Source organism: Pseudomonas rosaeacicularis (genome assembly GCF_057128745.1).
The window spans coordinates 62,802-88,668 of the sequence record NZ_JBSKHT010000009.1 but is presented as its reverse complement, the minus strand read 5'-3'; the positions used below and the strand labels follow the sequence as shown (position 1 = coordinate 88,668).

Here is a 25,867-nt window from a genome sequence, read left to right as displayed (position 1 = left end):
GTCTGGGTCAATGCGGCTCACCAGCAATCCGCAGGCGCTGTGGCGCACGGGTTGTCTGGTGGACGACGATCTGAGCGTTATCGAAACCCTGGACACCTGTTTCTGATTACGGCCAGGGTTCCACACCTGAGTGCGCCGCTCGGGCGCAAAGCAGAAGTATTGTCCTTCGCGACGCTGCTCCAGCGTTAACCAGCCCTGTCGTTGCAACAGCTTCAGCAGGTCGGGCACCGTATTGGTGTCGATCAGCTTGCCGTCGGCATCAAGGGCGACGCCGAGAAACGACCCCGCAACGAAGGCTGCATTTTTCATCAGCTTGAATCGCCTGTCGACCTTCACACCGACGCAATTAGGCTCAAATCGATTCGCTCCTCTCGGGAAATCATCGCCATTGTGCAGCTGCAACCCTCTATGTAGAGCCGCCGTGCCATATTATCAGCTTGTATATCCAGTCTAATGTTTCGTTACTTTGTCAATTTTAATAAGTGGGACGTTTCCGAAAGCAAGTGGGAAACTTCCGAAACGTCGTTCGAGGGATGGCATATTCGTTACTGGTAAACCACTATTGCTCTGCAGGTCGGGATTCAATAATTTTCTGATGCTCGTGTTTATTGAAATAAACATAAAATAAACGTGTTTATAAACATATGTAAACATATTGGCCTGACCATAGGTCAAGAAGTGTTAAGGACGGCTTCAGTCGGAAGCTTCCAGTGAGTTGATGTTGATATACATATTTTCTGTAACGCAAAACTGGAGGATTTATGGCATCAAACAGCTTCCAAAACGAAGTGCCCAAAGCTCGGGTCAATATCAAGCTCGATTTGCATACCGGTGGTGCGCAAAAAAAGGTTGAGTTGCCACTCAAGCTGATGGTGATGGGCGATTACAGTAACGGTAAAGAGCAGCGGTCCTTGTCAGAACGAGACAAGGTCGACATTAATAAAAACAATTTCGATAACGTATTGGCCGAGTTTTCACCGAGCCTGACGCTGGCAGTGGAGAACACTCTGACCAGCGACGCCTCCGACACCTCGGTGGAACTGAGTTTTCAGAGCATGCGCGATTTCGAGCCCGAGCAGGTGGCGCGTCAGATACCGCAACTCCGTGCGCTGCTGGCGATGCGAAATCTGCTGCGCGACCTTAAATCAAATCTGTTGGACAACGCGACGTTTCGCCACGAGCTGGAACGCATCCTCAAGGATGAAGCGTTGAGCAACGAACTGCGTGCCGAACTGGCCGCACTGGCTCCCAACGAAAGTCGTTAAACCGCCCAGGTTTCACAAGGAAGTTGCCATCATGTCAGTAGAACAGTCTTCCGTGCACTCACACGGCGCTGCAACATTGTCTGAAGAAAGTCAGAATGTGTATAGCACGCTGTTTGCAAAGATAAATCTCAGCCCGGTTACAACACTGGGTGACATAGAAGTTTTTCAAAGTAATGAAGTCCTGTCCGATGTCTCCGTCGATGAGCGGGTAACAGCTGCTGTCAGTGTGTTTCTTGATCTTCTTAAAAAATCCGCCCAGAAAGTTGAGCGCCTCGACAAGACCTTGCTGGATGAACACATCGCGGCGCTGGATGCACATATCAGTTCCCAACTTGATGCGGTGATGCATCACCCGGACTTTCAACGTGTCGAATCGACCTGGCGCGGCGTTAAGTCATTGATAGATCAAACAGACTTCCGCCAAAACGTTCGAATCGAACTGTTGGATATCAGTAAAGATCACTTGGTACAAGACTTCGAAGACGCACCCGAAATCGCCCAAAGTGGTTTATATGTTCATGCCTACACGCAAGAGTACGACACGCCGGGCGGCGAGCCGATAGCGGCGGCCATTTCCAATTACGAGTTTGATCGCAGTCCGCAGGACATTGCACTTTTGCGCAGCATTTCAAAAGTCGCAGCGGCAGCGCACATGCCGTTCATTGGCTCGGTCGGCCCGGCTTTTTTTGGCAAAGAGTCGATGGAGGAGGTCGCCGCGATCAAGGACATCGGCAACTACTTCGACCGCGCGGAATACATCAAGTGGAAGTCTTTTCGCGACAGTGACGATTCTCGCTACATCGGCCTGACTATGCCCCGGGTGCTGGGCCGTCTGCCCTATGGCCCCGATACAATTCCGGTGCGCAGCTTCAACTACGTCGAGAGCGTGAAAGGCCCTGACCACGGCAAATACCTGTGGACCAATGCCTCGTTCGCCTTCGCCGCCAACATGGTGAAAAGCTTTATCACCAATGGCTGGTGCGTGCAGATCCGCGGCCCGCAATCGGGCGGCGCCGTCACGGATTTGCCCATTCACCTGTACGACCTGGGCACCGGCAATCAGGTGAAGATTCCGTCGGAAGTCATGATTCCGGAAACCCGTGAGTTCGAATTCGCCAACCTCGGGTTCATTCCGCTCTCGTATTACAAAAACCGCGATTACGCCTGTTTCTTCTCGGCTAATTCGTCGCAGAAACCGGCCCTGTACGACACGGCTGATGCGACCGCCAACAGCCGAATCAACGCGCGGCTGCCGTATATCTTTCTGCTTTCGCGCATTGCCCACTATCTGAAGCTGATCCAGCGCGAAAACATCGGCACCACCAAGGATCGTCGGATTCTAGAGCTTGAGCTGAACAAGTGGGTCGGCGGGCTCGTTACCGAAATGACCGACCCCGGCGATGACCTTCAGGCCTCCCACCCCTTGCGTGACGCCAAAGTCACCGTCGAAGACATCGAAGACAACCCCGGTTTTTTCCGCGTGAAGCTGTACGCCGTGCCGCATTTTCAGGTGGAAGGCATGGACGTCAATTTGTCGCTGGTTTCGCAGATGCCCAAGGCCAAAGCCTGATCCGTGCGTAGGGAAACGACGTCATGAAAATCGATCGACCTTTGTGGGCCGCGGGGACGTTGCTGTCGCCGCAGCAATTTCAGCAGCAAGCGCGTTGGGAAGCCTGGAATAACGAATACCTGGCGCATCTGTCACTGATCCATCCGTGGGGTATTCGGGCGGCGTCATTTGATTCGGATGCCTTGCGGATGGGCAAGCTCAAGGCAACCCGGCTGCGCCTGCGCATGCCAGATGGCACGTTGATTGATACCGATCATGTTGATCGTCTGCCGCCCGCGCTGGAGTTGAGCCGAGCGCTGACCGAGGGTAGTCAGAGCGCAGTGGTGCTGCTGGCCTTAGCGCTCGAACACGCCAATGGCAACAACTGCCTGTTGGAAGACACCCAGGCCGAGCGTCCCCTGCGTTATCGCCGGGATTGGCGTCAGGTGCAGGATGTTTACGGCGACGAGGCGCAATCCATCGGCGTATTGGAGCACGCGCTGAGCTTGCGTCTGGACAGTGACGAGAATGCTGATTATCTGACCTGTCCTGTCGCGCGTCTGGTGCGCGATGGACAGGGCGCCTGGAGTGTTGACGGTGCCTAGACGCGCGCCTGCATGACGCGCTAGTTGCCGCCTGCCTGCTGCCCGACACCGGCGCCCGCAACATCGACAGTCTGCTCAATCAACAGATTTTGCCGGTGCTCAGCCAGCAACTGCTGCAACGCCAGGCCGCCCAGCTGAAAACCAGCGGCGTGACGCTGGGCTACAGCGACGAGGACGGCATAACCCTCAACTTCACCGACGCCGCTGTCGCGAAGGAGCTCTGAAATGCTCAATCCACTGCGCACGTTCTTCGACCACAGCCGCCACACCCTCACTGTTCGTGGCATCGAAGCAACGCTCGACGTGCTGGCCTTCGACGGCGAAGAACAACTCAGCCAGCCGTTCAAATACCGCATCGAATTCACTTCCAGCAATCACGACATTGCCGCCTCGGACATGCTCAGACGCCAGGCCGATTTCAGCCTGCATGCGGCGCCTCATGATTTACCGCCGGTGATGCCGTGGGACGCTGGCAAGGTCATCCCGCCGTTGCGCACGTTGCACGGCGTGGTCACTGGCTTCAAACGCCTGTCCGGTTCCAACGACGAAGCGCGCTACGAAATCACGTTGCAGCCGCGTCTGGCCTTGCTTGAGCGCGGTCGGCAGTTCCGCATTTACCAGCATCAGTCGGTGCCGGAAATTGTCGAAAACATCCTGCGCAGCCGGCATGATTTCGAGGGTCAGGACTTCCTTTTTGATCTGGTGCGCGAGTACCCGAAACGCGAACAGGTCATGCAGTACGGCGAGGACGACCTGACGTTTATCCGCCGATTGCTGGCCGAAGTCGGGATCTGGTTCCGCTTCAGCGTTGATCAGCGTTTACGCATTGAGGTGGTGGAATTTCACGACGATCAACGTCATTACGCGGGCGACGTGGTGCTGCCATATCGCGCGCAGTCGGGGCTGGGCAGCAGCGGGGTGGACGCAGTCTGGCAATTGCAGACCGAGCACCAGGTGGTGGAGCAAAACGTCAATATCCGCGCTTATCACCATCGTGACATTCACGCGTTTCTCGACGGCGATGTCGATCAAACCCGCGGATCGGAAACGCTCTACGGCGAGGCGTATCACTACGCCGAACCCTACACCGTGCTCGGCGATCATATCGATCAGGACGAAGACCTGCTCAGCGAAAGCGGCTTTTTCTATGCTCGCCTTCGGCACGAGCGTTACCTGAATAACCGGACCCGCCTGAGCGGTGTCAGCAGCAGCCCGACCCTGGCGCTGGCTCAGGTGCTGAAGATATCCGGCGGTGCGCCGCAGGCTTTTGGACCCGGCGCGGTCATCACCCGCCTGATCACCCGCGCGGCCCGGGATCGCAGTTTCGAAGTCAGCTTCGAGGCGATTCCCTACGCCGAAACTATCTGCTTCCGACCGCCGTTGCTCCCCAAACCGCAGATCGCCGGCACCGTCCCGGCCCGCGTCACCAGCACTCAGGCGCAGGATATCTATAGCCACATCGACCGGGAAGGCCGCTACAAAGTCACCTTCCTGTTCGACCGCGACACCTGGAAACCCGGCGAAGAAAGTATCTGGCTGCGTCTGGCCCGGCCCTACGCTGGCGACACCCACGGCCTGCATCTACCGCTGATCTGCGGCACCGAAGTGGCCATCGCCTTCGAACAAGGCGACCCGGATCGGCCCTACATCGCCCACGCCCTGCACGACAACAAACACAAAGACCACGTCACCCTCGACAAGCGCGACTACACCCGCAATGTGCTGCGCACACCGGCCAACAACAAGCTGCGCATGGAGGATTTGCGTGGGCAGGAGCATGTGAAGCTCAGCACCGAGTACGGTGGCAAGAGCCAGCTGAACCTTGGACATCTGGTGGATGCGCAGAAGCAGAAAAGGGGCGAGGGCTTTGAGTTGCGCACTGATGGTTGGGGCGCGATTCGCGGTGGGAAGGGCGTGTTTATCAGTGCGGATGAGCAACCCAAGGCGCAGGGGCAGCAGCTTGACATGGATGCTGCCGTTGGCCTTCTGCAACAGGCTGGCGAGCAACTAAAAACGCTGTCGGTCGATGCGACAGCCGCCAACGCCGACCCAGCCGATGTGCAAGCGCAGCTCAGCCTGCTCAGGCAAGACCTTGAGCAGCTCAAGTCTTCGGTCCTATTGCTCAGCGCGCCGCAGGGGATTGCCCTCACCAGTGGCAAACATCTGCAATTAGCGGCGAAAAACAACCTGATGCTCAACGCCGGTGCCGAAGCTGACATCAGCGTGGTCAAGCGGATGTTCATTGGCGTGGGCGAAGGGCTGAGCCTGTTCGTGCGCAAGCTCGGCATCAAGCTGTTGGCCAATCACGGCCCGGTGACCATCCAGGCGCAGAACGACACCCTGGAAATCCTCGCGCGGCAAGGGCTGCACATCACCAGCACCGACGATGAAATCCACATCACCGCCAAGAAGAAAATCACTCTGAACGCCGGTGGCAGCTACATCACCATGGATCAGTGCGGCATCGAGTCCGGGACCGTGGGCGATTACACGGTCAAGTCTGTGCACAATGAGTATCTAAAGGGAAAAGCCAAACAGGTCCCACACCTGCCGGACCTGCCAGTCATTGCGAGCGCACCGGCTGTGGCGCCTTTGCCCAGAACAAGTGCGCCGGTCCGCCCGACTGCAAACTCCCTTGATGATCCTGGCAAACCCGAAGCCCCGGTTTTGAACAACGATCTGGATGAGGAGGAAGAGGAAGAAGAACTCGAAGGCATCACCCTGCGCCTGGGTCTGTTTTTCGACGGGACCGGCAACAACCAGAGCAATTCTGCTGCCACCGAACAATGCAGCCGCGAAGACCTGGCGCTGTTCAGTCGTAGCGAGCTGACAAGCATCATCGAGCAGTGCAACCAGTTTGGATTCGATGGGTTTGATGGCAGTGGCTTCAATGAAGCACCGGATAACAGTTATGGAAATGCGCCGAGTAACGTGGTGCATCTTTATGATCTGTATCCGGACAACACGGCGACACCGATTGCGGTTGATTCAGATATTGGCTATGTGCCCGTTTATCTGGAGGGCATCGGCACCCGCAGCGGTGGCAAGGATTCGCTATACGGCCAAGGCACCGGGCAAGGTGAGACGGGGGTCGTGGCGCGGGTTGGGCAGGCGCCGGGCTTGGTCCAAACACAGTTAGGCTTCTTCCAGCAAGCCAACCCCGGCACCGATATTCGACGTATCGAATTCGACATTATCGGCTTCAGTCGGGGCGCGGCGGCTGCCCGGCACTGCGCCGATGAACTACTCAAACCCGGTCGGGGAATCTTCGCTGAGCTGTTGCAAGGCGGTCGATTCGGACTGCTGGCGGGTTTTGATCCGGTAGTGGACGTCAGCCTCAACTTGATCGGCCTCTTCGATACAGTCGCAGCCATCGCAGCGGTGGGGCGCGCTGACTTAAGTGTGGCAGATGAAACCAACCCTGGCGTCAACCTGCACCTGCCGCCCGGCTGCGCACGAAAGGTCATTCAGTTGCACGCACGTGATGAGTGTCGCCACAACTTCGCCCTCAACAGTGTGCAGCAGGGGCATCCAGAAATCGGCCTGCCTGGCGTGCATTCGGATATCGGCGGCGGTTATCTGCCCCGTGCCCATGAACGGTTGATGGTGGCGGAGCCGCTTCGCGTCACCTTGCCTGCCAACCGGTCACTGCAGTCCTCCAGCGAATGGGCAGCCGTTTCAGCTCGCGCCGAGTTCTTGCGTGCTAGTGGGCTGGCGGGTGAGGGCAACATCAAGGTGCATGCTTGGCCGTTTATGCGGCCAACCAGCGGCAGGTCCGAAAACGTTACCCAGGACTATTGGCTGACGATCATCCTCGAGCGGCCTGTGCGCGGCGAGTTGGCGCTGATTGGGCTGCGTCTGATGCGCGAGTTGGGCGTGCGTCATGGTGTACCGTTCAAAAGCCTGGAAGAACGACCTGAATTGGCGTTGCCCGAAGACTTGCAAGCCATCGCTGCGCAAATTCTCGAACAAACCCTGACGGGTGCAGAGGTGCAACTCGACGCCGATCAGGAGCGCCTGCTGCGAGGTCGTTACATCCATCAGTCTTCACACTGGACGCCCAATAAAGGCCTGTTTATCAACAAGCCTGCGCAGGGCAACAAGCGCAATATTTATCCGAACAACCAGCTCAGCCAACTGGCGGATGTGCTTTACACAGACGGCGGAATGGGCCTGAGCTTCGAGTTGCGCGGCAAAGCGGTACGCGACGTGGTGCAGACCCGCTTCATCCTCAACGGCGAACGGCATCACTATTTCAACCAGAAAGAAAGCTGGCAGCGCTTCGGCTGGCCGGGTACCAGCGATCACCCGGGGGCTAGCCTGACCTGGACCAGCGTCAGTGCGGGCGAGCGATTGTTCGGAGATTATCAGGGCACTTGGGGTTTGATCCGTCTGCTGGAGAACGCGCAAATCACCGCGCTCGACGACGGCGATATCGACGCCAGCTGCCGCCGCACTGCTGGCTGATACCGACATTCTGGCTCTGGAAGGCCAGGCGTTGGCCCAAGCCGACAGCCACGGCGTCGAACAGGCGCTGGCCTGGCTTGCGCAGCAGCCTGGCGTGCGCACCGGACGGCAACAGTGGTTGCTGCGTCTGTTGATGGCGCGGGTCAGTTCGGCCTGCGCGCGCGCAACCTGTGTGCGCCGACCTTGCCCTGCTATCCGCCCAATCGCGACCGGTTTCACTGGCGATTGCTCAGCCATCTGGGCTCCAATTTCTTGCCGATGCTCGACAGCGCCGAAGTACTGCGCGGCACGCTGGCGCTCTATGACTGGACCGGCAGCGAACTCAACCGGCGGCGTCTGGCGGCCATCGTCGAGGTCAGCCATCACCTGATCCAGCGTTTTGAAAAAGGCTTTCTGCTACGTGGCGTCGACATTGAAGTCACGCTGGATGCCAACGGTTTCGCGGGGGAGGGCGACATCAGCCTGTTCGGCGAAATGCTCAACCGCTTCTTCGCGCTGTATGCCGATATCCACCTCTACAACCAGCTCACGCTGATCCTGCAACCGACCGGGAAGTGCCTGCGATGGAACGAGAACCACAATCAGCGTATTCCCGGCTAAAGGCCGATGGTTTGCTGGACGTGCTGAAGGGGCGCATGGCCGAGGCCAATCTGTATCGCTTCTGTCAGCTACTGGAACAGGCCATGCCCGACCATCCGCCGCTCGGCAGCACCGAGCATGTGGCGGATGACCCGGTGCGCTTTCGTCCTGACCCCGGCATGGGGTTTCCGGCGAGCGAGCTCAAGGCCATCGAAACGTATGATGAAGACCCGCAGCGGCCGGCGACAATCCGTACCCGGCTGCTGGGTCTGTACGGCGTCGATTCGCCTTTGCCCACCGCCTTTGTGGATGACATCGCTCAGCGTCGGGAAGGGCACGAGGCACTGGAAGCGTTTCTCGATGTTTTCAATCACCGGATCTTTACCCAGTTCTACCGGATCTGGCGCAAGTATTCGTATCCCGCTTCGTTCGAGGCGGGGGGGACTGATCCGACCTCGCAATGCCTGCTCGGCCTGATTGGTCTGGGCATCCCCGGTACTGCAAGGCAGATCGCCACGCCGATGTCGCGCTTTCTTGCATTGCTTGGTGTGATGCGCCTGCCCACGCGCAACGCCGAAGGCATTGTTGCGCTGGTCAGGCTGCTGGCCCCCAACACGTTAGCAAAAGTGACGCCGCACTGGCCGCAGAAGATCGCCTTGTCGCACCCTGCCAGCCTGTCTCGCGAGCGTCCGGTGAGCCTGGCCCAAGGCACGCCCTTGGGCAGTGTCGGGCAAGACGCCAACAGCCAACTGCATCTGGCGTTATTCACCGAAGACAGCAACGAAGCCTCGGGCTGGTTGCCCGGTGGTCAGTTGCACGACGACCTGTTGGTCTTGTTGCGGGTGTACCTGGGCTGGCGTTGCACCGCCAAATTGCAACTGTCACTGCCCGTGCGCAACTTGCCGCTGCCTTTGCTCGGACGTTCGCCGGCCTTGTTGGGTATGACCTGTGTGTTGGGGCTGAAGGATGACGCCCTGGCCGTTGAAAACCGCACCACCATCACCATCAATTTGGGCTGTTACCACGGCCTGCGCAGCAACCCACGGAACAGGGAACTCCACCATGTCGCGTATCGCTTGTAATGCATTGATGCCTATTGCCCTCCTCACGCTGCTCGGCGGCTGCGGTTTGGTCCAGAGTGTGACCGATGCCACCACCTCCACCACCGAAGCGATTTTTTACAAGCAGGTTAAAACCCTGCACCTGGACCTCAGCGCCCGAACGGTGATGAACACGGATGCGACGGACATGCGCGCGTTGTCCGTGCCGACGCTGGTGCGGATTTATCAACTGCGCGATAGCAAGTCGCTGCACAAAGCGACCTACGATCAGATCCTCAGTGACAGCGACAATGTGCTGGGCGCCGATTTGCTCGACGAACATTCGCAGGTGGTCAAGCCGGGGGAGGGAGTGCAGCTTAATGTGCCCCTGCATAAGGACACTCAGTTCGTCGCGGCGGTGGCGCTGTTTCGCGAACCTGATGACTCTGCCGATAACTGGCGCCTGATGCTCACCCGCGACGAACTGGACCCCGATCAGCCGCGCGTGATTGAACTGGGTGACAACCGGCTGACCTTGCGTGCGCAGGCTAAGGAATGACCGATGAGTGAGCTCAATCCGTCGCTCTACGAAATGCTGCTGCAAAACTTCCACGGCGAGCTGGACCTGTATCGCGTTGACGAAGCGGACCAGTACACCCTGTCAGTGCTGGACAATCTGCAACGGATTCTCAACAGTCGCGCCGGCACGCTGAGCCATCTGCCCGACTATGGATTGCCGGACATGGGCGTGGTGTTACAAGGGTTGCCAGCCACGGCGCACGCGCTGATGAGCATCATGGTCGACACCTTGCTCAAATACGAGCCACGCCTGGCAGCGGTGAATATCCAATTGCTGGCGCAGAAGCAGCCCGGTCACCTGGAATACGCCTTGGAAGTGCAGCTCAAAGGCGGCAAGTGCGCCACCTTCGGCACCACCGTGGCGCCCGAAGGCAAAGTCTTGATGCGTCACCTCAAGCGCCAGAGTTAAAAAGGTGCCAGATGTCCCGGCCCCTTCGCGGACAGGTCCGCTCCCACGGTCTTGCGTCAGAGCCGGATCTGATGAACAACCCGAATCTCGTTGGAGCGAGGCTTGCCCACGAAGCTGCTGATGCAGTGCGTCCGGGTAATAACGTAAAGGATGTCCCCGGTTTGCCCCGGTTATCGAGCTGCCTGTTCAGCCGCCGCGGTAGCCGCCTTGCGCACGGCATTGAAGCTTTTGTCATAGCCCTGAGAGACATCGACGTGGCGGCTCAAAATGCCCTCGCGCTGATAGATATCGGCCGTGTTCTGAAGGCCGCTGATCACGCTGTCGTCAATATCCACGGGTTCCATGCGCGTTTCTTTCGCTGTCGCCAGATGCACCTCGACCGGCAGGCCGGTGACCTTGGCTTGCGAGGCGGCATATTCGGCGGGGTGCGCGTTGATCCAGCGATACGCGCGGTCCACCCGTGCCACGAAGTCGTTCAACTGCTCGCGCTTCTCGGCGATCGCTTGGCTGGTGGCGGCAAGGTAGGAGTGATTGGTCAGCAGCTTCCCGCCGGTAGGTAAAATGCGTGCGTCATGTTGAGTGGCAACGGTGGTGTATGGCGCCCATGTGGCCCAGGCATCGGCCTCGCCGTTATCCAGTACCAGGCGCGATTCGCTGGGCAACAAGTAAATGAACGTCACATCGCTGGTGCTCAGTCCTGCTTCGTTGAGAGCGCGAATCGCCAGGTAATGGCCGATCGAGCCACGTCCGGTCACGATGCGTTTGCCCTTGAGTTCGGCCACCGATTTGATCGGTGAGTCATTGCGCACGATCAGCGCAGTTGTGTAGCGGCCCTCGACGTGGGTGATGCTGACGACTTTCAACGGCGCACCCGCGCCTAGCGCAAATACATAGGGCGCATCGCCCAGTGCGCCGATGTCTACGGCGCCAGCGTTCAGCGCCTCGCCCAGCGGTGAGGCGGACGGGAACTCAGAAAAACGGATCTCATAAGGGACATCTTTCAGCTCGCCAGACACCTGCAGTAGAACCTTCAGGGCGGATTTTTGATTAGCGACCAACAGAGGTTCCAATTCTGCGGCCTGAGCGGTGAAGGGCAGATTCAGCATCAGCAACGCAGCCAGCATCAAGCGTCTGGCGGATGCGCGCAGATCAATGGGTGAACGCATAAAGTACAACTCCAGGTCAGCAATGTCGGGTGATTAACCTCCGCCTGGAAAGGGGTCGGATAATGATGGGGCAGCGCGTGACGAAGTGCGCCACGCTCCGGTGAGTCAGATCACATAAAAACCGTGGGTCCCGTCGCGGCCGAGCTGTTCGACCAGACCGAACTCCCAGTCCAGATACGCCTGCATTGCTTCGCGCGGCGCATCAGTGCCTTCATAGGGGCGGCGATAACGGTCGATGCGCGGCGAGGCGAGGTGGCTTTCGCCGGTTTGCGCTTCATAGCCTGCGGCGTACCAGCTCGGCGTACCGTTCTTCAGCAGGAACGCCGATTTGCCAGTGAGCACTTCGACGTCCTTGACCGCGAGACGCGCCAGACGGCTGCTGCCGCAGGTCAACACGTAGCGCTCGGCGGCGGGAATATTTGCCAGCGCATCCTTCAGTTGCGCGCGCACTACCCACCATGCGCCAGGGATGTGGGCTTTGACATAGTTGGCGCTGGTAGTGAAATCCAGCACCGCCACATCGCCATGGGTGCGCCATTGCGCAAGAGTTTCGGCGCTGATTTCCTCAACTTGCGGCGGCGTGGGAATCGGCGCGTCCCAGTCGCCTTTTTCGTTGAAATCCTCAGCCCGCAGGTCATCAATCACGAACACATCCCAGCCTAGCTGCGCCAGCCACGAAGCCGACATGTTGGCGCGCACGCCGTCGTCATCCACCAAGGCAATGCGCGCTCCGCGCACGCTGGCGTAGTGATCGGTTTCCTGAACCAATTGACCCCCAGGGGTCGAGCCGGCGCCGGGCAAGTGGCCGGCGGCAAATTCTTCCGGGGTGCGTACGTCGAACAGGTACGTGGTGCGCGTAGTGTCTGCCTGCCAGCGTTGCAGTTCGGCGCGGGTAGCTCGTTGCACGCGGGCTTTGTCGGCGACATTTCGCGCGTCGGCAGTGGCGAGATTGCGAGTGTCGGCGCTGACTTCAGTGAAGCGTCGGGCCTGACCGTGATCCAGCGTCTGCCCGGCCAGCAGCCAGCCGATGGTGCCGTTGCGCAGGGCGGAAATCGGGTTCGGCAGGCCAGCGTTCACCAGCGATTGCGTGCCGATGATGCTGCGGGTGCGTCCGGCGCAGTTGACGATGATGCGAGTTTTCGGGTCTGGCGCCAGTTCACGAGCACGCAGCACCAGTTCGGCACCCGGAACGCTTATCCCCGTGGGGATGCTCATGGTCTGATATTCGTCGTAACGGCGGGCGTCCAGCACCACGACATCGGCTTTGGATTGGATCAGTTGCAGCACTTCTTCAGCGGCCAGCGACGGCGTATGGCGATGGTGTTCCACCAGCTCGCCAAAGGACTTGCTCGGTACATTGACGTCGATGAACAGCTCACCGCCGGCATCGCGCCAGCCCTGCAGTCCGCCTTCCAGCAAGCCCACGTCGCTGTAGCCCAGATCCTGCAGACGTTGCCGAGCGATCTGCGCCAGTCCTTCGCCGTTGTCGTACAGGGTGATCGCCGTATCCCGACGAGGAATGCGCGACAGCACTTCCAGCTCCAGCTTGGACAGGGGGATGTTGGCCGCAAACAAAGGATGAGCCTCGGCAAACGGAGCTTCTTCGCGCACATCAACCAGCGCGACTTCTTCTTTGGCGAGCAAGGCCCGGCGAATGTCAGCGAAGGATCGGGTCGCGGCGTGGTGTTGGCGAATGTCAGTCATTGGGCTTGGTTCTCTTTGGACAGGTCCCAGATATTCGGGAGAAAGGCGTTGGAGTAGCCGGAAATAAACAGTTTTTCGGTGCCGTCGGGTTGATACACCGCGCGCCGGACTGCACCGATGTTGGCGCCGTAGACGTGAATGCTGATCGACACTTGGTCGTCGAACGCATTGCTGACCTGATGGATGTCGTTGCTGCGGGGCGACAGGGCCTCGACTTGACCTGGCAGCAAGTGAATCGCCGGGCCTTCTTTTTCCAGGCGGCCTTCGGCGCTGCGGGCGTAGCCCTGTGAGTATTCGGCGCCGCGCAGCATGCCGATCAGGCCCCAGACCCGGTGGTCGTGAATCGGTGTGCTCTGACCCGGCCCCCAGACAAAGCTGACGATCGAGAAACGCTGGCGCGAATCAGCGTGCAGCAAAAATTGTTGATAACGGGTGGGGTTGGGCACAGCGAATTCGTCCGGCAGCCAGTCATCGTAGCTGACCAATTGCCCCAGCAGCTTGCTGCCACGGTGCAGCAAGTCGCCGTCGCGAGGGATGCCGTCGATCAGCTCGGCGAGCGCTCCGATGAATTCACGCAGGCGTTCAGGGTGTCGGGTTTGCGTCATGTGTATTCCAGCGCTTGAGTGAGGCGTGGATGAATATAAACATAATGTGGCTAGCTAATATGCTACTTTTTAATGATTAGGTTATAACCAAAGCGTCTTTTATATCGGGTTGGATAAGCTCCCTCCCACGCGTTAGGCATCATCCCGAGCTATCCAGATCTCTAATTCGCAATTATGCTTTTTGCCTATCTTGCTTCCCATTTTCTATGTGCGGTCCGAATGAAAATTGATGATATCGATGCCTTCGTGGCGGTGATTCGCTGCCAGTCGATCAGCCATGCTGCTGAATCGCTGGACCTGACGCAGCCAGCGATCACGCGTCGGGTGCAGAATTTTGAACAGGCGCTGGGCGTCGAGTTGTTCGACCGCAACACCAAGCCGCTCAAACCTACGCCGATGGGCATTCAGGTGTACTCGAAATGCCTGGCGATCCTGCGGGAGATGGATTCGTTGCGCGAGTTGGTCGCCAGCGATACACCGCCAAGCGGTTTGCTGCGCCTGGGCGTACCGCAAACCATTGGCGATGTGGTGCTGCTCGACGCACTCAAGCATCTGCGTGGGCAATTCCCCGAGTTGCGGGCGCAGGTTTTGACCGGCTGGGGCAGTCACCTGATCGGCAAGATCGAAAACGGCGAGCTGGATGCTGCAGCGGCGTTATTCCCTGCGGGCAAGATTTTCCCGGAAAACATTGTCGGCCAATCCATCGGCAAGATGGAGCTGGTGGTGGTGTGCGACAAGGCCAGCCTGCCGAAAAAGCCCATGAAGCTCGCCGACTGCTACGACCGTGGCTGGGTGCTGAACCCCGACGGCTGTGGTTTTCGTGCCGGGCTGCAACGCACGTTGGCTGATCAGGGCTTGAGCCTGAAGGTCAATCTGGAAACCTTCGGCACCGAACTGCAATTGGGTCTGGTGGCTGACGGTATGGGGCTGGGGCTAGTGCCGCGTCCATTGCTGGAGCGCAGCGCCCATCGGGATCACCTGGCGGTGGTGCCACTCAAGGATTTCAAGCCGGTGATGGATTTGTGGCTGATCTATCCGCGTTTCCTGGGCAATCTTCAGGCGCCGGTTTCGTCATTTGGCGCCTTCGTGGCCGAGTCGTTGAAGCAGTCGCGTAACGCGGTGTGACCAGATGCGGTTGCGCCGATGTGGTCTCTAGGCCTATCACTGATTGCTTCTGATTCTGGCCGGAGGCCGTAGGAGCTTGGCTTGCCAGCGATTGGCTGCGAAGCAGTCATGAAACCATCCGCCGCAGGTGTATCAGGCATACCGCGTTCAGAGGTTTTGCTGCCGGTTCCCGACAGATCGCCTGCAAGCAAGGCGCCTACGCCCTCCGGGCAGAAGCCGCCTTGCAATCGTTCACGCGACTTTCTCACGCCGCTCCTGCTCGCGCTTGGCGACCAGCTCACGGGTCAAGGGGATGAGTTTTTTTCCGTAATCGATCGCATCTTCCAGCGGGTCGAAACCGCGAATCAAAAATGTGGTAATCCCCAGGTCGTAGTAGTCCAGCAGCGCTTCGGCGACTTGTTCGGGCGTGCCCACCAATGACGTCGAATTACCTTTGGCCCCCAGCAATCCGGCGATTCCTGTCCATAGCCGCTTGTCCAGTCTAGCGCCTTGAGCTGCCGCCGCCAGCAGACGACGGGAGCCTTCATTCGGCGGCTCTTTGCGCTCAAAACCGCTGGCCTTCGCCACCGCTTTGGCCTGCTCCAAAATACTGTCGGCCCGCGCCCAGGCTTTTTCTTCGGTTTCGGCCAGAATCGGGCGCAGCGACAAACTGAAACGAATCGTGCGGCCATGCTTCGCCGCTTCCGCGCGCACTTGTTTGACGATGTCGCGCACCTGCTCGTAGGTCTCGCCCCACAATGCGTACACATCGGCGTGTTTGCCGGCTACCTGGATCGCTGCGGGCGAAGCGCCGCCGAAATACAGCGGGATGTGGGGCAACTGCGGCGACTTCACCGCCGAATGCGCGCCTTCGAACTGGTAATACGTGCCGTGATGATCAAACGGCGTGCCGCTCGTCCACTCCTGACGTACGACGCTCAAATACTCATCGGTCCGGGCGTAACGCTCATCTTTGCCAATAAAACTGCCATCGGCGCGCAACTCTTGATCGTCACCACCGGTGATGATGTGCACCGCCGTGCGCCCTGCGTTGAACACATCCAATGTCGCGAACTGCCGCGCCGCCAAAGTCGGAGCAATGAACCCCGGACGATGGGCCACCAGAAACTGCAGTTTGCTCGTGACGCTGGCCGCGTGGGCCGCGACAAACGCGCTGTCCGGGCTGTTGGAGTGGAAGGCCACCAGCGCGCGATCAAAGCCTGCCTCTTCATGGGCTTTTGCGACTTTTTCGACGTATTCAGGCTGGATCGTCGGGCCACTGCGCGGATGTATTTCCGACCCTGGCTGGGTGGCGATGTAACCGATGAATTCAACGCTCATGAACAACTCCTTCCCGGCTTTGGCATTCTTCAGGCGTGCGATAGAGGGATCGCGCCCGTGTGAGCAAGCAACATAAGGGTAGGAGGCGTCGCTGTGAAATTCGATTTGGCGCTAAGCTAATTATAAAAAATATTTATATAGGGTTTGCGCCAAAATCAGAATGTTTAACTATTAATTGTCCAGTGCGATAGGCATCCGCAGATCAGTGCTTCTGCGCATCCTTGGCCATGGTCAGAAATTGTTTTTCCTGATTCCAGTCGAACGGCTCGTCGTTTTGTTCGGCCTCGTAACGGCGCTCTTCGAGGGCGGTATACAAATCGATTTCGTCATCGGGCATGAAGTGCAAGCAGTCTCCGCCGAAATACCAGAGCAGGTCGCGGGGTACCAGATGGGCGATTTGCGGGTAGCGCTGGATGACCTGACACAACAGATCCTGGCCCAGGTACTGGCTTTCGATGGGTTCTTGCGGCAGGAGGGTCATCAGTTCGTCATAGCGTTCGATGAACAGCTCATGACTTTCTTCCGGGACCTGTTCGGCTTCACCCAGCGCGACCAGGATGCCGCGCAGGTGCGTCAGCAGGTTGAGAGTGTGGTCGAGATTGGCGTCGGCCATGATGAAGTCCTCAGAGACAAAAACAGGCGCGAGAGTATAAGGCTCTCACCAAACCACCGATACCCCAGCCAGGACTGGCGGCATCGGTGAACTGCATTTGCCTGATCTGAGCTTCAAGCTCCTAACTTGCAGCTTGCAGCTCCTTCTAATGCCATAACCCCGCCAGATATCTGTGCCCGGCGTCTGTCAGCATCAGTTTGAAGGTGTGGTCGAGATTCGGCTGTCGTATGACGAAGCCGATGAGAATGAGAGTTTGAAGGCGGGATGACAATTGGCCGCGCTGTACATCCTCCCCGGCGGCAATATCAGCGAGCATGCAGCGGTGTGAAAGGCGTTGGTCGATCATGGTGCGTCCCCTTGCTTGTTTCTTATTGTTGGAGGGGAGTGTAGGACAATCTGTGGCGAGTTAGGAAAACCGCTGAGCGTGGGCTGTTAGATTATCCAATGTGGGAGCGGACCTGTCCGCGAAGGCGATGGTTGATCGATAATTATCTATCGGATGTACCGGCCTTTTCGCGGACAGGTCCGCTCCCACAGGTTTAGTGTCGGGAAGCTTGATCAGCGCACTTTGCCTTCGGCCTGCTTCAACTCTTCCTTATCGAAATCATCCACATCAATCACCTTGCGCCGCGCCGCTTCGGCATCACGTAATTTCTGCGCTTCACCGGCTTGCAACACGCCGGCATTCAAAGCTGCGTCGATCAGATGTTCACCCGCCTTCGGATTGACCTGACCGCCTTTCACCCCATGATGCAGTTTGCTGTGCAGTGGGCGGCTCGCCGTCAGTAGGTCACTGGCATGTTGCAACGCCCCCACCGCATCATCCGGCGAAGTCGGGCGGTAGCAGCCGGCAAGCAGCGATTCCAGCGCCGGATCACCTTTGGCCCGACCCAAAATCTGCGCCACTTCAGCGTCGAGCCAGTCCGATGGGCCTTTATGGCGACGACCGAACGGGAACACCACCACGCGCAGCACGGCACCGAGCACCCGGTTCGGGAAGTTGCTTAACAACTCATCCAGCGCACGTTCGGACTCGCCTAATGCTTCTTCCATGGACCAGCGGAACAGCGAACTCAGATGCTCCGGATAATCCAGGTCGTGATAACGCTTTAGCGCTGCCGACGCCAGATACAAGTGACTCAACACATCCCCCAACCGCGCCGACAGACGCTCTCGGCGTTTCAATTCGCCGCCCAGCAGCATCATGCTCAGGTCCGCCAGCATGGCGAATGCCGCCGCCTGACGATTCAACGCACGGTAGTAGCCCTGGCTCAGGCGATCACCCGGCATCGATTCGAAGTGCCCAAAACCCAGATTGAGAATGAACGTGCTCGCGGCATTGCCCACCGCAAAACCGATGTGTTGCAACAGCAGCGTGTCGAACTCCGCCACGGCCCGGTCCTGATCTTCGCGCCCGACCAGGGCCATTTCCTTGAGTACGAATGGATGGCAGCGAATCGCGCCCTGACCAAAGATCATCAGGTTGCGCGACAGAATGTTCGCGCCTTCCACCGTGATGAAAATCGGCGCGCCTTGCCAGTTGCGGCCCAGGTAATTGTTGGGCCCCATGATGATGCCCTTGCCGCCGTGGACATCCATCGCGTGAGTGATGCACTCGCGGCCGCGTTCGGTCAGGTGATACTTGAGGATCGCCGACAACACCGATGGTTTCTCGCCCAGATCCACCGCATTGGCGGTCAGGATGCGTGCGCTGTCCATCAGCCACGCGTTGCCGCCGATGCGCGCGAGTGATTCCTGAATCCCTTCAAACGCAGACAACGGCACGTTGAACTGCTCGCGGATCTGCGCGTACTGGCCGGTCACCAGACTGGTGAACTTGGCAGCACCCGTGCCAACAGCCGGCAGCGAAATGGAGCGCCCGACCGACAGGCAATTCATCAACATCATCCAGCCTTTGCCGAGCATGTCCTGGCCGCCGATTAAGTACTCCAGCGGAATGAATACGTCCTTGCCGGAGTTGGGGCCGTTCATGAAGGCCGCGCCAAGGGGCAAATGCCGCCGACCAATTTCCACGCCCGCCGTATCAGTAGGGATCAACGCCAGGCTGATGCCCAAATCTTCTTCGTCGCCCAGCAGGTGTTCCGGGTCGTAGGCCTTGAACGCCAGGCCGAGAAGGGTGGCGATAGGGCCGAGGGTGATGTAGCGCTTTTCCCAGTTCAAGCGCAGACCGATGACTTCTTCACCTTCCCACTGGCCTTTACAGATGATGCCGGTGTCGGGCATCGCGCCTGCGTCGGAGCCGGCCAATGGGCCAGTCAGCGCGAAACACGGGATGTCGTCGCCCCGTGCCAGGCGTGGCAGGTAATGATTGCGTTGCTCCTCGGTGCCGTAATGCAGCAGCAGTTCGGCAGGGCCCAGGGAGTTGGGGACCATGACCGTGGACGCCAGATCACCGCTGCGGGTTGCGAGTTTCATCGCGACCTGGGAGTGGGCGTAAGCCGAGAAACCTTTGCCGCCGTACTCTTTGGGAATGATCAGCGCGAAGAAGCCGTGCTCCTTGATGTGCGCCCACGCGTGGGGCGGCAGGTCCATGGCCTGACCGATTTCCCAGTCCGTGACCATGGCGCACAACGCTTCGGTCGGGCCGTCGATGAAGGCTTGTTCTTCGGCGCTCAGCTGGCTTTTTGGATAAGCCAGCAACGTGTTCCAGTTGGGCCGCCCGCTGAACAGTTCACCATCCCACCAAACGGTGCCGGCATCGATCGCATCGCGCTCGGTCTGCGACATCGGTGGCAGGACCTTCTTGAACCAGGCGAACATCGGCGCGCTGAAGTACTGGCGACGCAGATCCGGCAAAGCCAGCGGCAAGACAACGGCCAGCCACAACAGCCAGAAAATCGTCATCAACCAGGCATGGGCGTGACTAAACACCCCCATTGCCAACAGATAAACCGCCACCACACCCAGCGCGGGCAGGGGTGCAACGCGACGATGGGCCAGCCAGGCCACGCCGACCAGCAGAATCGGGATCCACAACCACAACATAAAAGACGTCCTCCGTGATGACGGTGATAACGGATCACCCTCAAGGGCAGAGCCAATGGCTCTGGCCCGCGCATCGATAGTGACATCTGGCCGTCATGGGAGTTCGTGGGCTGGCCGATGCAGGCGAAGTTGTGGCTCGAACGCTGCCTTCGCGGCGTAAACTGTGCGCCACCGATGCACGTCATCATCGAACTGTAGATCGGTGCCGACCCAATCTGTGCCTGTAAAAACCTGTGAAAATAAAAAAGGAGAAGCGCAATGCTGAAAATCTGGGGCCGTATCAATTCGTCCAACGTGCGCAAGGCGCTGTGGATCGCTGAAGAGCTGGGTCTGCCGTACGAATCGCTGAATGCCGGAGGTGCGTTCGGCATCAATGACCAACCGGAATATCTGGCGAAAAACCCCAACGGCGTTGTGCCCATGATCGAAGACGGCGAGTTCGTGCTGTGGGAGTCCAATGCCATCGTTCGCTACCTGGCGGCGCAGTACGGCGGCGACTCTGCGTTGTATCCGGGCAATCTTCAGACGCGGGCATCGGCGGACAAATGGATGGACTGGACCACGTCAACCCTGGCCGGCCCGTTTCGTCCGGTTTTCTGGGGCGTGCTGCGAACGCCAGCCGAGCAGCAGGACTGGGCGCAGATCAACGCGGCAACCAAAGCGGTCGAGAAATTGTTGGTGATTGCCGATCAGGCATTGGCCTCGCAGCCATACCTGTCCGGCGATGAATTCGGGATGGGCGACATCCCACTTGGATGTTTCGCGTATGCCTGGTTTGAAATGCCGATTGAACGCGCAGCGCTGCCACACCTCCAAGCCTGGTATGAACGCCTGAAACAGCGTCCGGCATTCCAGAAAGCGGTCATGACGCCCCTGACCTGAAGGTGCGCAGCGTCGAGTCGATAAGTACTATCAATATATGTCGCTGTACTTGAGCGGCGTGGGCCAGCAACATTGCCGCTTCCTGTGCTGGTTATCGGCTAATTTAAAGCCACGCCGCCTTGCAATCCTGCGGCGTTTCGCCTGGTTTCCCCGTTTATCATTTCCTCTTTCCTTAATTTGGTGCTTTTACAGTCATGAGTTCTGCTCTGTCCATCCGGCAGCTAACCAAGACCTACGGCAACGGTTTCCAGGCCCTCAAGGGCATCGATCTGGACGTCGCCGAGGGTGATTTCTTCGCCTTGCTCGGCCCCAACGGTGCCGGCAAATCCACCACCATCGGAATTATCTCGACGCTGGTCAACAAAACCACCGGTACCGTGAATATTTTCGGTCACGACCTGGACCGCAACCCGGCGCAGCTCAAGCGCTCGATTGGTGTGGTGCCCCAGGAATTCAATTTCAACCAGTTCGAAAAGACCTTCGACATCGTCGTGACCCAGGCCGGTTATTACGGCATCCCGCCGAAGATCGCCAAGGAACGCGCCGAGCAGTACCTGACGCAGTTGGGACTTTGGGACAAGCGTGACACGCCTTCGCGCTCACTTTCAGGCGGCATGAAGCGCCGATTGATGATTGCCCGCGCACTGATTCACGAACCGCGGCTGCTGATCCTCGACGAGCCGACGGCAGGAGTAGATATCGAGCTGCGCCGTTCGATGTGGACCTTCCTCACCGAGCTGAACGAGAAGGGCATTACCATCATCCTCACCACGCATTACCTGGAAGAGGCTGAGCAGCTGTGTCGCAACATCGGCATCATCGACCATGGCGTGATCGTCGAAAACACCGGCATGAAACAGCTGTTAAACACCATGACGGTGGAGACCTTTCTGCTTGACCTGAGAGATTCGATGACCACGCCGCCGAACCTGATCGGCTACCCGTCGCGGCTGGTGGACAGCCATACCCTTGAAGTGCAGGTCGATAAAACCGTTGGCATCACCGAGCTGTTTGCGCAGTTGGCGTCGATGAACATTCAGGTACTGAGCCTGCGCAATAAAACCAATCGTCTCGAGGAGTTGTTCGTGTCGCTGGTGGAAAAAAATCTGTCGAAGGTGGCGATATGAGCTCTGAGCTGCGCCCCAACCTCGTTGCCCTGAACACCATCGTTTATCGCGAGATTCGCCGCTTCACGCGGATCTGGCCGCAAACGCTGCTACCGCCTGCGATCACCATGGTTTTGTACTTCGTGATCTTCGGCAATCTGATCGGCCGACAGATCGGCGACATGGGTGGCTTCACTTACATGCAGTACATCGTGCCGGGCCTGATCATGATGTCGGTGATCACCAACTCCTACGGTAACGTGGTCTCGAGCTTCTTCGGTGCCAAGTTTCAACGTTCGGTGGAAGAGTTGATGGTGTCTCCGGTTTCGCCGCACACCATTCTGATCGGCTACACCCTGGGCGGCGTGCTGCGCGGCTTGATGGTCGGGATCATCGTGACGATTCTGTCGATGTTCTTCACCGATCTGCAGGTCCATCATTTGGGCGTGACGGTCATTGTGGTGGTACTGACGGCGACGATCTTCTCGCTGCTGGGCTTCATCAACGCCGTGTTTGCGCGCAATTTCGATGATATTTCGATCATCCCGACCTTTGTACTGACGCCGCTGACCTATCTGGGCGGAGTCTTTTACTCGATCAACTTGCTGCCGCCGTTCTGGCAGACGGTGTCGCTGGCCAACCCGGTGCTGCACATGGTCAACGCCTTCCGCTACGGCATTCTCGGCGTGTCGGACATCAAGATCAGCATTGCGCTGGCATTCATGATCGTTGCGACCATCGTGCTTTACCTTGGCTGCGCGCGGTTGCTGGTGAGTGGGCGAGGGATGCGCCAGTAGTCGTGACGGCTTATTGATTCACTGAAACACCTGTGGGAGCGGACCTGTCCGCGAATGCGTCATCGGGCTCGATACATCTGTATTGCCAGTGCCGAAGGCTTCGCGGACAGGTCCGCTCCCACATTTGCGCTCCTACAGCTGATTACGTTTTTTCTGCCGCAACCGCCACTGCCGCCCGACCCACCAGCGCCAATAGCCCATTGTCAGAAAATACCCCATCACCCCCAGCACCACGCCTGCCACCACCGATCCCAGCAAAAACGGTTGCCACAAAGTGGTCAATTGTCCGCTGATCCATTCCCAGCTCAACTCGTCCGGGAAATGCCGTGGCGGCAATCCCATGAGAAGCGCGCCGATCTTGTAGGTGCAATAGAACACCGGCGGCATGGTCAGCGGATTGGTCAGCCAGACCAGACTCACACCAATCGGCAGATTGCCACGCACCCAGATCACCAGCAGCGCCGCCAGCAGCATTTGCAATGGAATTGGCATCAGCGCAGCGAACAGTCCTACGCCCATTGCTCGTGCGACCGACCGCCGATTGAGGTGCCACAGGTTGGGATCGTGCAACAGTCGGCCAAAAAACCGTAAGGATTTGTGTTCCCGGATGGTGTTCGGATCGGGCATGTAACGCTTGATCAAATGGCGTGGCATACGGTTATCCGGTCGATGGGCAGGCAAGTCGGGGCAAAGTATGCACAGATACTGAACGCTGGAAATTCAGACTTTGTGACAATTAATAAAACTGTCACGCGCAAGGTGCGCTAAGCCGTGTGGAGGATTTTGCAGTCATCAGGGAAGAGACCATGCGCACAGGGATGCTCGCGCTTGCTTTGGGGCTGTTGGCCCTGCGTTTTTTACCGGCCTTGCCGCCCGTCTGGTTACTGCTGTTGATGCCCGTCGTGGCGTTGATGCTGTTGCCGTTTCGTACTTATCCGTTGGCGTTCTTTCTATTTGGGCTGACGTGGGCCTGTTTTTCGGCACAGTCGGCGCTCAATGATCGGCTGCCTGCGCGGCTCGATGGCCAGACGCTGTGGCTGCAAGGCCAGGTTGTTGGCCTGCCGCAGCATATTGACGGTGTCGTGCGATTTAAGCTCGAAGACGCGCAGTCCCGGCGCGCGAAGCTGCCGGAGACGATCCGCGTCGCCTGGTACGACGGGCCTCAGGTGCGCAGCGGCGAGCGGTGGCGCCTGGCAGTGAAGCTTAAAGCCCCTGGCGGGTTGGTCAACGCCGACGCCTTCGATTATGAAGCCTGGCTGCTGGCCCAGCGTATTGGCGCGACCGGCACGGTGCTGGACGGACAATTGCTCGCAGCCATAGCGCCGTCCTGGCGCGACGCAATCCGCGAGCGTTTGCTGCAAGTGGATGCGCAAGGCCGTGAAGGCGGGCTCGCGGCGTTGGTGCTGGGCGACGATTCCGGCCTCAGTCCCGCCGATTGGCAAGTGCTGCAAGACACCGGCACCGTACATTTGCTGGTGATCTCCGGCACGCACATTGGCATGCTCAGCGGGTTGATTTACGCCCTGATCGCCGGGCTTGCGCGTCTGGGTGCCTGGCCGAGAGTTATTCCATGGCTGCCAGCCGCGTGCATCCTCGCGTTCGCCGGTGCGCTGGGGTACGGCTTTCTCGCCGGTTTCGAAGTCCCGGTGCGACGGGCTTGCGTGATGATTGGCATGGTGCTGCTGTGGCGCCTGCGCTTTCGGCAGTTGGGCGTCGCTTGGCCGATGCTGCTGTCGCTTAATCTGGTGCTACTTTTCGAACCCCTGGTCAGCCTGAAGCCAGGGTTCTGGTTGTCGTTCGCTGCGGTGGGCATTCTTATTCTGATTTTCAGCGGGCGTCTCGGCGCCTGGCGCTGGCTGCAAAGCTGGACCCGCGCCCAATGGCTGATCGCTGTCGGTTTGTTGCCGATCCTGCTGGCGCTTAACTTGCCCGTCAGCGTCAGTGGCCCCGCAGTCAACTTGATCGCGGTTCCCTGGATTAGCCTGGTCACACTGCCTTTGGCCCTACTGGGCACAGCGATGCTCGCGGTTCCCACGGTAGGCGAGGGGCTGTTGTGGCTTGCGGGCGGTTCGATGGAGTGGCTGTTCCGATTGCTGACATTGGCCGCCGGATGGATGCCGGCCTGGACCGGCCCGTCGGTTCCGCTATGGGCGTGGTGCATCAGCCTGACAGGGGCGGTGCTGTTGCTGTTGCCCACTGGCGCGCCGATGCGGCTGTTGGGTTGGCCGATGCTCTTGTTGTGTGTCTTCCCGCCGCTCAAAACTGTGCCGGAGGGGCGAGTTGAGGTGGTGCAGATGGACGTCGGGCAAGGGCTCGCGATTTTGCTGCGTACTCGGGACCACAGTTTGCTGTATGACGCCGGGCCGCGTTTCGGTGAATTCGATACCGGACAAAGGGTGGTGCTTCCGGCGATTCGCAGAACCGGCGTTCAGACGCTGGATGTGATGTTGCTCAGTCACGCCGACGCCGACCACGCCGGTGGCGCCCAGGCCATCGTTCAGGGGTTGCCCGTGCAGCGCTTGCTGGGGGGCGATGTAGGAAGACTGCCATCCGAGTTGCAAGCCGAGTCCTGTCGTAACGGCGAAACCTGGACCTGGAACGCCGTGAAGTTTGCCACCTGGCTCTGGGAAAGTGCCGCTGAGGGCAATCAGGCGTCCTGCGTGCTCAGCGTCGAGGCCAATGGGGAGCGCCTGCTGCTGACCGGGGATATCGACGTCAAGGCTGAACGCGCCTTGCTCGACGACGGTTTCGATGTGCGCGCCGATTGGCTGCAATCCCCGCATCATGGCAGTCGCAGCTCGTCGTCCAAGCCTTTCCTGCGGGAAGTGGCGCCGCGCGGCGTGTTGATTTCCCGTGGCCGCAACAACAGCTTCGGTCATCCGCACCCGCTGGTGATGTCGCGCTATGGATGGATGGGCATCGCCACCTACGATAGCGCCAAACTGGGGGCCATCACGCTGCAATTGGGCGCTTTTGCAGAACCCGAGGCCGAACGTAGGACGCAACGGTTCTGGCGTGAGTGAATCAGCTGGTTATTCATCGCGTGCTTC

Annotated in this window: 19 protein-coding genes and 4 pseudogenes; 15 read left to right on the top strand and 8 right to left on the bottom strand. The window is 58.9% G+C overall.

The window, feature by feature from the left end:
• Positions 1–761 precede the first annotated feature (761 nt).
• The 10 genes and pseudogenes from tssB (at position 762) to tssE (ending at position 10,493) form a co-directional block, all read left to right on the top strand.
• Positions 762–1,265, top strand: coding sequence for a type VI secretion system contractile sheath small subunit (gene tssB / locus ACWKWM_RS13230; protein WP_483846567.1), 504 nt, complete (start codon positions 762–764; stop codon positions 1,263–1,265).
• 31 nt (positions 1,266–1,296) lie between these two features.
• Entirely contained in the window at positions 1,297–2,835 is a 1,539-nt protein-coding gene (tssC, locus tag ACWKWM_RS13225) for a type VI secretion system contractile sheath large subunit (protein ID WP_483846566.1), read from the top strand.
• Positions 2,836–2,858: 23 nt separating this feature from the next.
• Positions 2,859–3,410 (top strand): annotated as a pseudogene (tssK, locus tag ACWKWM_RS13220) (type VI secretion system baseplate subunit TssK); the annotation flags it as partial.
• 17 nt (positions 3,411–3,427) lie between these two features.
• Positions 3,428–3,643: pseudogene (locus ACWKWM_RS13215) on the top strand (hypothetical protein); the annotation flags it as partial.
• A gap of 1 nt (position 3,644) precedes the next feature.
• On the top strand, positions 3,645–7,886 hold the full coding sequence (gene vgrG, locus ACWKWM_RS13210; RefSeq protein ID WP_483846565.1) for a type VI secretion system tip protein VgrG: 4,242 nt from the start codon (positions 3,645–3,647) through the stop codon (positions 7,884–7,886).
• Positions 7,864–8,034 (top strand): annotated as a pseudogene (locus ACWKWM_RS13205) (type VI secretion system domain-containing protein); the annotation flags it as partial. The gene vgrG and the pseudogene ACWKWM_RS13205, both read left to right, overlap by 23 nt.
• A pseudogene (locus tag ACWKWM_RS13200) lies at positions 8,031–8,486 on the top strand (type VI secretion system baseplate subunit TssF); the annotation flags it as partial. The pseudogenes ACWKWM_RS13205 and ACWKWM_RS13200, both read left to right, overlap by 4 nt.
• On the top strand, positions 8,450–9,547 hold the full coding sequence (gene tssG, locus ACWKWM_RS13195) for a type VI secretion system baseplate subunit TssG (RefSeq protein WP_483846564.1): 1,098 nt from the start codon (positions 8,450–8,452) through the stop codon (positions 9,545–9,547). The pseudogene ACWKWM_RS13200 and the gene tssG, both read left to right, overlap by 37 nt.
• Positions 9,528–10,064: a type VI secretion system lipoprotein TssJ gene (tssJ, locus tag ACWKWM_RS13190; RefSeq protein WP_483846563.1), complete on the top strand. Its 537-nt coding sequence runs from the start codon at positions 9,528–9,530 to the stop codon at positions 10,062–10,064. The genes tssG and tssJ overlap by 20 nt, the downstream gene beginning before the upstream one ends.
• A 3-nt stretch (positions 10,065–10,067) precedes the next feature.
• Entirely contained in the window at positions 10,068–10,493 is a 426-nt protein-coding gene (gene tssE, locus ACWKWM_RS13185; RefSeq protein ID WP_483846562.1) for a type VI secretion system baseplate subunit TssE, read from the top strand.
• Between the two features lie 170 nt (positions 10,494–10,663).
• Here the strand turns inward: tssE and ACWKWM_RS13180 are convergent, their stop codons facing one another.
• The 3 genes from ACWKWM_RS13180 to ACWKWM_RS13170 form a co-directional block, all read right to left on the bottom strand.
• The gene (locus ACWKWM_RS13180) at positions 10,664–11,659 is read right to left on the bottom strand and encodes an ABC transporter substrate-binding protein (RefSeq protein ID WP_483846561.1); all 996 of its coding nucleotides are present in this window, start codon (positions 11,657–11,659) and stop codon (positions 10,664–10,666) included.
• Positions 11,660–11,764: 105 nt separating this feature from the next.
• Positions 11,765–13,363 carry a rhodanese homology domain-containing protein gene (locus ACWKWM_RS13175; protein ID WP_483846560.1) on the bottom strand — a complete coding sequence of 533 codons (1,599 nt, stop codon included), beginning with the start codon at positions 13,361–13,363 and terminating at the stop codon, positions 11,765–11,767.
• On the bottom strand, positions 13,360–13,968 hold the full coding sequence (locus ACWKWM_RS13170) for a cysteine dioxygenase family protein (RefSeq protein ID WP_483846559.1): 609 nt from the start codon (positions 13,966–13,968) through the stop codon (positions 13,360–13,362). The genes ACWKWM_RS13175 and ACWKWM_RS13170 overlap by 4 nt, the downstream gene beginning before the upstream one ends.
• A gap of 219 nt (positions 13,969–14,187) precedes the next feature.
• Here ACWKWM_RS13170 and ACWKWM_RS13165 point away from each other — a divergent pair, with 219 nt between their 5' ends.
• A complete protein-coding gene (locus ACWKWM_RS13165) occupies positions 14,188–15,093 on the top strand; it encodes a LysR family transcriptional regulator (RefSeq protein ID WP_483846558.1) in 906 nt (301 codons plus the stop codon).
• A gap of 231 nt (positions 15,094–15,324) precedes the next feature.
• Here the strand turns inward: ACWKWM_RS13165 and ACWKWM_RS13160 are convergent, their stop codons facing one another.
• From ACWKWM_RS13160 to ACWKWM_RS13145, 4 genes are all read right to left on the bottom strand, one after another.
• Positions 15,325–16,413 carry an LLM class flavin-dependent oxidoreductase gene (locus ACWKWM_RS13160; RefSeq protein ID WP_483846557.1) on the bottom strand — a complete coding sequence of 363 codons (1,089 nt, stop codon included), beginning with the start codon at positions 16,411–16,413 and terminating at the stop codon, positions 15,325–15,327.
• A 202-nt stretch (positions 16,414–16,615) separates the two neighbouring features.
• A complete protein-coding gene (locus ACWKWM_RS13155) occupies positions 16,616–17,026 on the bottom strand; it encodes a PA2817 family protein (protein WP_483846556.1) in 411 nt (136 codons plus the stop codon).
• 145 nt (positions 17,027–17,171) lie between these two features.
• On the bottom strand, positions 17,172–17,372 hold the full coding sequence (locus ACWKWM_RS13150; protein ID WP_483846555.1) for a hypothetical protein: 201 nt from the start codon (positions 17,370–17,372) through the stop codon (positions 17,172–17,174).
• 212 nt (positions 17,373–17,584) lie between these two features.
• Complete coding sequence (locus ACWKWM_RS13145) at positions 17,585–20,032, bottom strand: acyl-CoA dehydrogenase (RefSeq protein WP_483846554.1); 2,448 nt, start codon at positions 20,030–20,032, stop codon at positions 17,585–17,587.
• 258 nt (positions 20,033–20,290) lie between these two features.
• Here ACWKWM_RS13145 and ACWKWM_RS13140 point away from each other — a divergent pair, with 258 nt between their 5' ends.
• From ACWKWM_RS13140 to ACWKWM_RS13130, 3 genes are all read left to right on the top strand, one after another.
• A complete protein-coding gene (locus tag ACWKWM_RS13140; protein ID WP_483846553.1) occupies positions 20,291–20,914 on the top strand; it encodes a glutathione S-transferase in 624 nt (207 codons plus the stop codon).
• Between the two features lie 194 nt (positions 20,915–21,108).
• Positions 21,109–22,041 carry an ABC transporter ATP-binding protein gene (locus ACWKWM_RS13135; protein ID WP_483846552.1) on the top strand — a complete coding sequence of 311 codons (933 nt, stop codon included), beginning with the start codon at positions 21,109–21,111 and terminating at the stop codon, positions 22,039–22,041.
• Positions 22,038–22,817, top strand: coding sequence for an ABC transporter permease (locus tag ACWKWM_RS13130; protein ID WP_483846551.1), 780 nt, complete (start codon positions 22,038–22,040; stop codon positions 22,815–22,817). Before ACWKWM_RS13135 ends, ACWKWM_RS13130 begins: the two co-directional genes overlap by 4 nt.
• Before the next feature lie 132 nt (positions 22,818–22,949).
• Here ACWKWM_RS13130 and ACWKWM_RS13125 read toward each other — a convergent pair whose 3' ends face one another.
• Complete coding sequence (locus ACWKWM_RS13125) at positions 22,950–23,471, bottom strand: DUF2062 domain-containing protein (RefSeq protein ID WP_483846550.1); 522 nt, start codon at positions 23,469–23,471, stop codon at positions 22,950–22,952.
• A gap of 152 nt (positions 23,472–23,623) precedes the next feature.
• Here ACWKWM_RS13125 and ACWKWM_RS13120 point away from each other — a divergent pair, with 152 nt between their 5' ends.
• Positions 23,624–25,840, top strand: a complete 2,217-nt coding sequence (locus tag ACWKWM_RS13120) for a DNA internalization-related competence protein ComEC/Rec2 (RefSeq protein ID WP_483846549.1) — start codon at positions 23,624–23,626, stop codon at positions 25,838–25,840.
• The last annotated feature ends 27 nt before the right edge of the window (positions 25,841–25,867 follow it).

Coding starts and splice junctions, on each gene's coding strand:
- vgrG (WP_483846565.1), top strand. CDS start 3,645: ATGCTCAATCCACTGCGCACGTTCTTCGACCACAGCCGCCACACCCTC.
- ACWKWM_RS13125 (WP_483846550.1), bottom strand. CDS start 23,471: ATGCCACGCCATTTGATCAAGCGTTACATGCCCGATCCGAACACCATC.
- tssC (WP_483846566.1), top strand. CDS start 1,297: ATGTCAGTAGAACAGTCTTCCGTGCACTCACACGGCGCTGCAACATTG.
- ACWKWM_RS13155 (WP_483846556.1), bottom strand. CDS start 17,026: ATGGCCGACGCCAATCTCGACCACACTCTCAACCTGCTGACGCACCTG.
- tssE (WP_483846562.1), top strand. CDS start 10,068: ATGAGTGAGCTCAATCCGTCGCTCTACGAAATGCTGCTGCAAAACTTC.
- ACWKWM_RS13120 (WP_483846549.1), top strand. CDS start 23,624: ATGCGCACAGGGATGCTCGCGCTTGCTTTGGGGCTGTTGGCCCTGCGT.
- tssG (WP_483846564.1), top strand. CDS start 8,450: ATGGAACGAGAACCACAATCAGCGTATTCCCGGCTAAAGGCCGATGGT.
- ACWKWM_RS13135 (WP_483846552.1), top strand. CDS start 21,109: ATGAGTTCTGCTCTGTCCATCCGGCAGCTAACCAAGACCTACGGCAAC.
- ACWKWM_RS13175 (WP_483846560.1), bottom strand. CDS start 13,363: ATGACTGACATTCGCCAACACCACGCCGCGACCCGATCCTTCGCTGAC.
- ACWKWM_RS13160 (WP_483846557.1), bottom strand. CDS start 16,413: ATGAGCGTTGAATTCATCGGTTACATCGCCACCCAGCCAGGGTCGGAA.
- ACWKWM_RS13150 (WP_483846555.1), bottom strand. CDS start 17,372: ATGATCGACCAACGCCTTTCACACCGCTGCATGCTCGCTGATATTGCC.
- ACWKWM_RS13130 (WP_483846551.1), top strand. CDS start 22,038: ATGAGCTCTGAGCTGCGCCCCAACCTCGTTGCCCTGAACACCATCGTT.
- ACWKWM_RS13170 (WP_483846559.1), bottom strand. CDS start 13,968: ATGACGCAAACCCGACACCCTGAACGCCTGCGTGAATTCATCGGAGCG.
- ACWKWM_RS13140 (WP_483846553.1), top strand. CDS start 20,291: ATGCTGAAAATCTGGGGCCGTATCAATTCGTCCAACGTGCGCAAGGCG.
- ACWKWM_RS13145 (WP_483846554.1), bottom strand. CDS start 20,032: ATGTTGTGGTTGTGGATCCCGATTCTGCTGGTCGGCGTGGCCTGGCTG.
- ACWKWM_RS13180 (WP_483846561.1), bottom strand. CDS start 11,659: ATGCGTTCACCCATTGATCTGCGCGCATCCGCCAGACGCTTGATGCTG.
- tssJ (WP_483846563.1), top strand. CDS start 9,528: ATGTCGCGTATCGCTTGTAATGCATTGATGCCTATTGCCCTCCTCACG.
- ACWKWM_RS13165 (WP_483846558.1), top strand. CDS start 14,188: ATGAAAATTGATGATATCGATGCCTTCGTGGCGGTGATTCGCTGCCAG.
- tssB (WP_483846567.1), top strand. CDS start 762: ATGGCATCAAACAGCTTCCAAAACGAAGTGCCCAAAGCTCGGGTCAAT.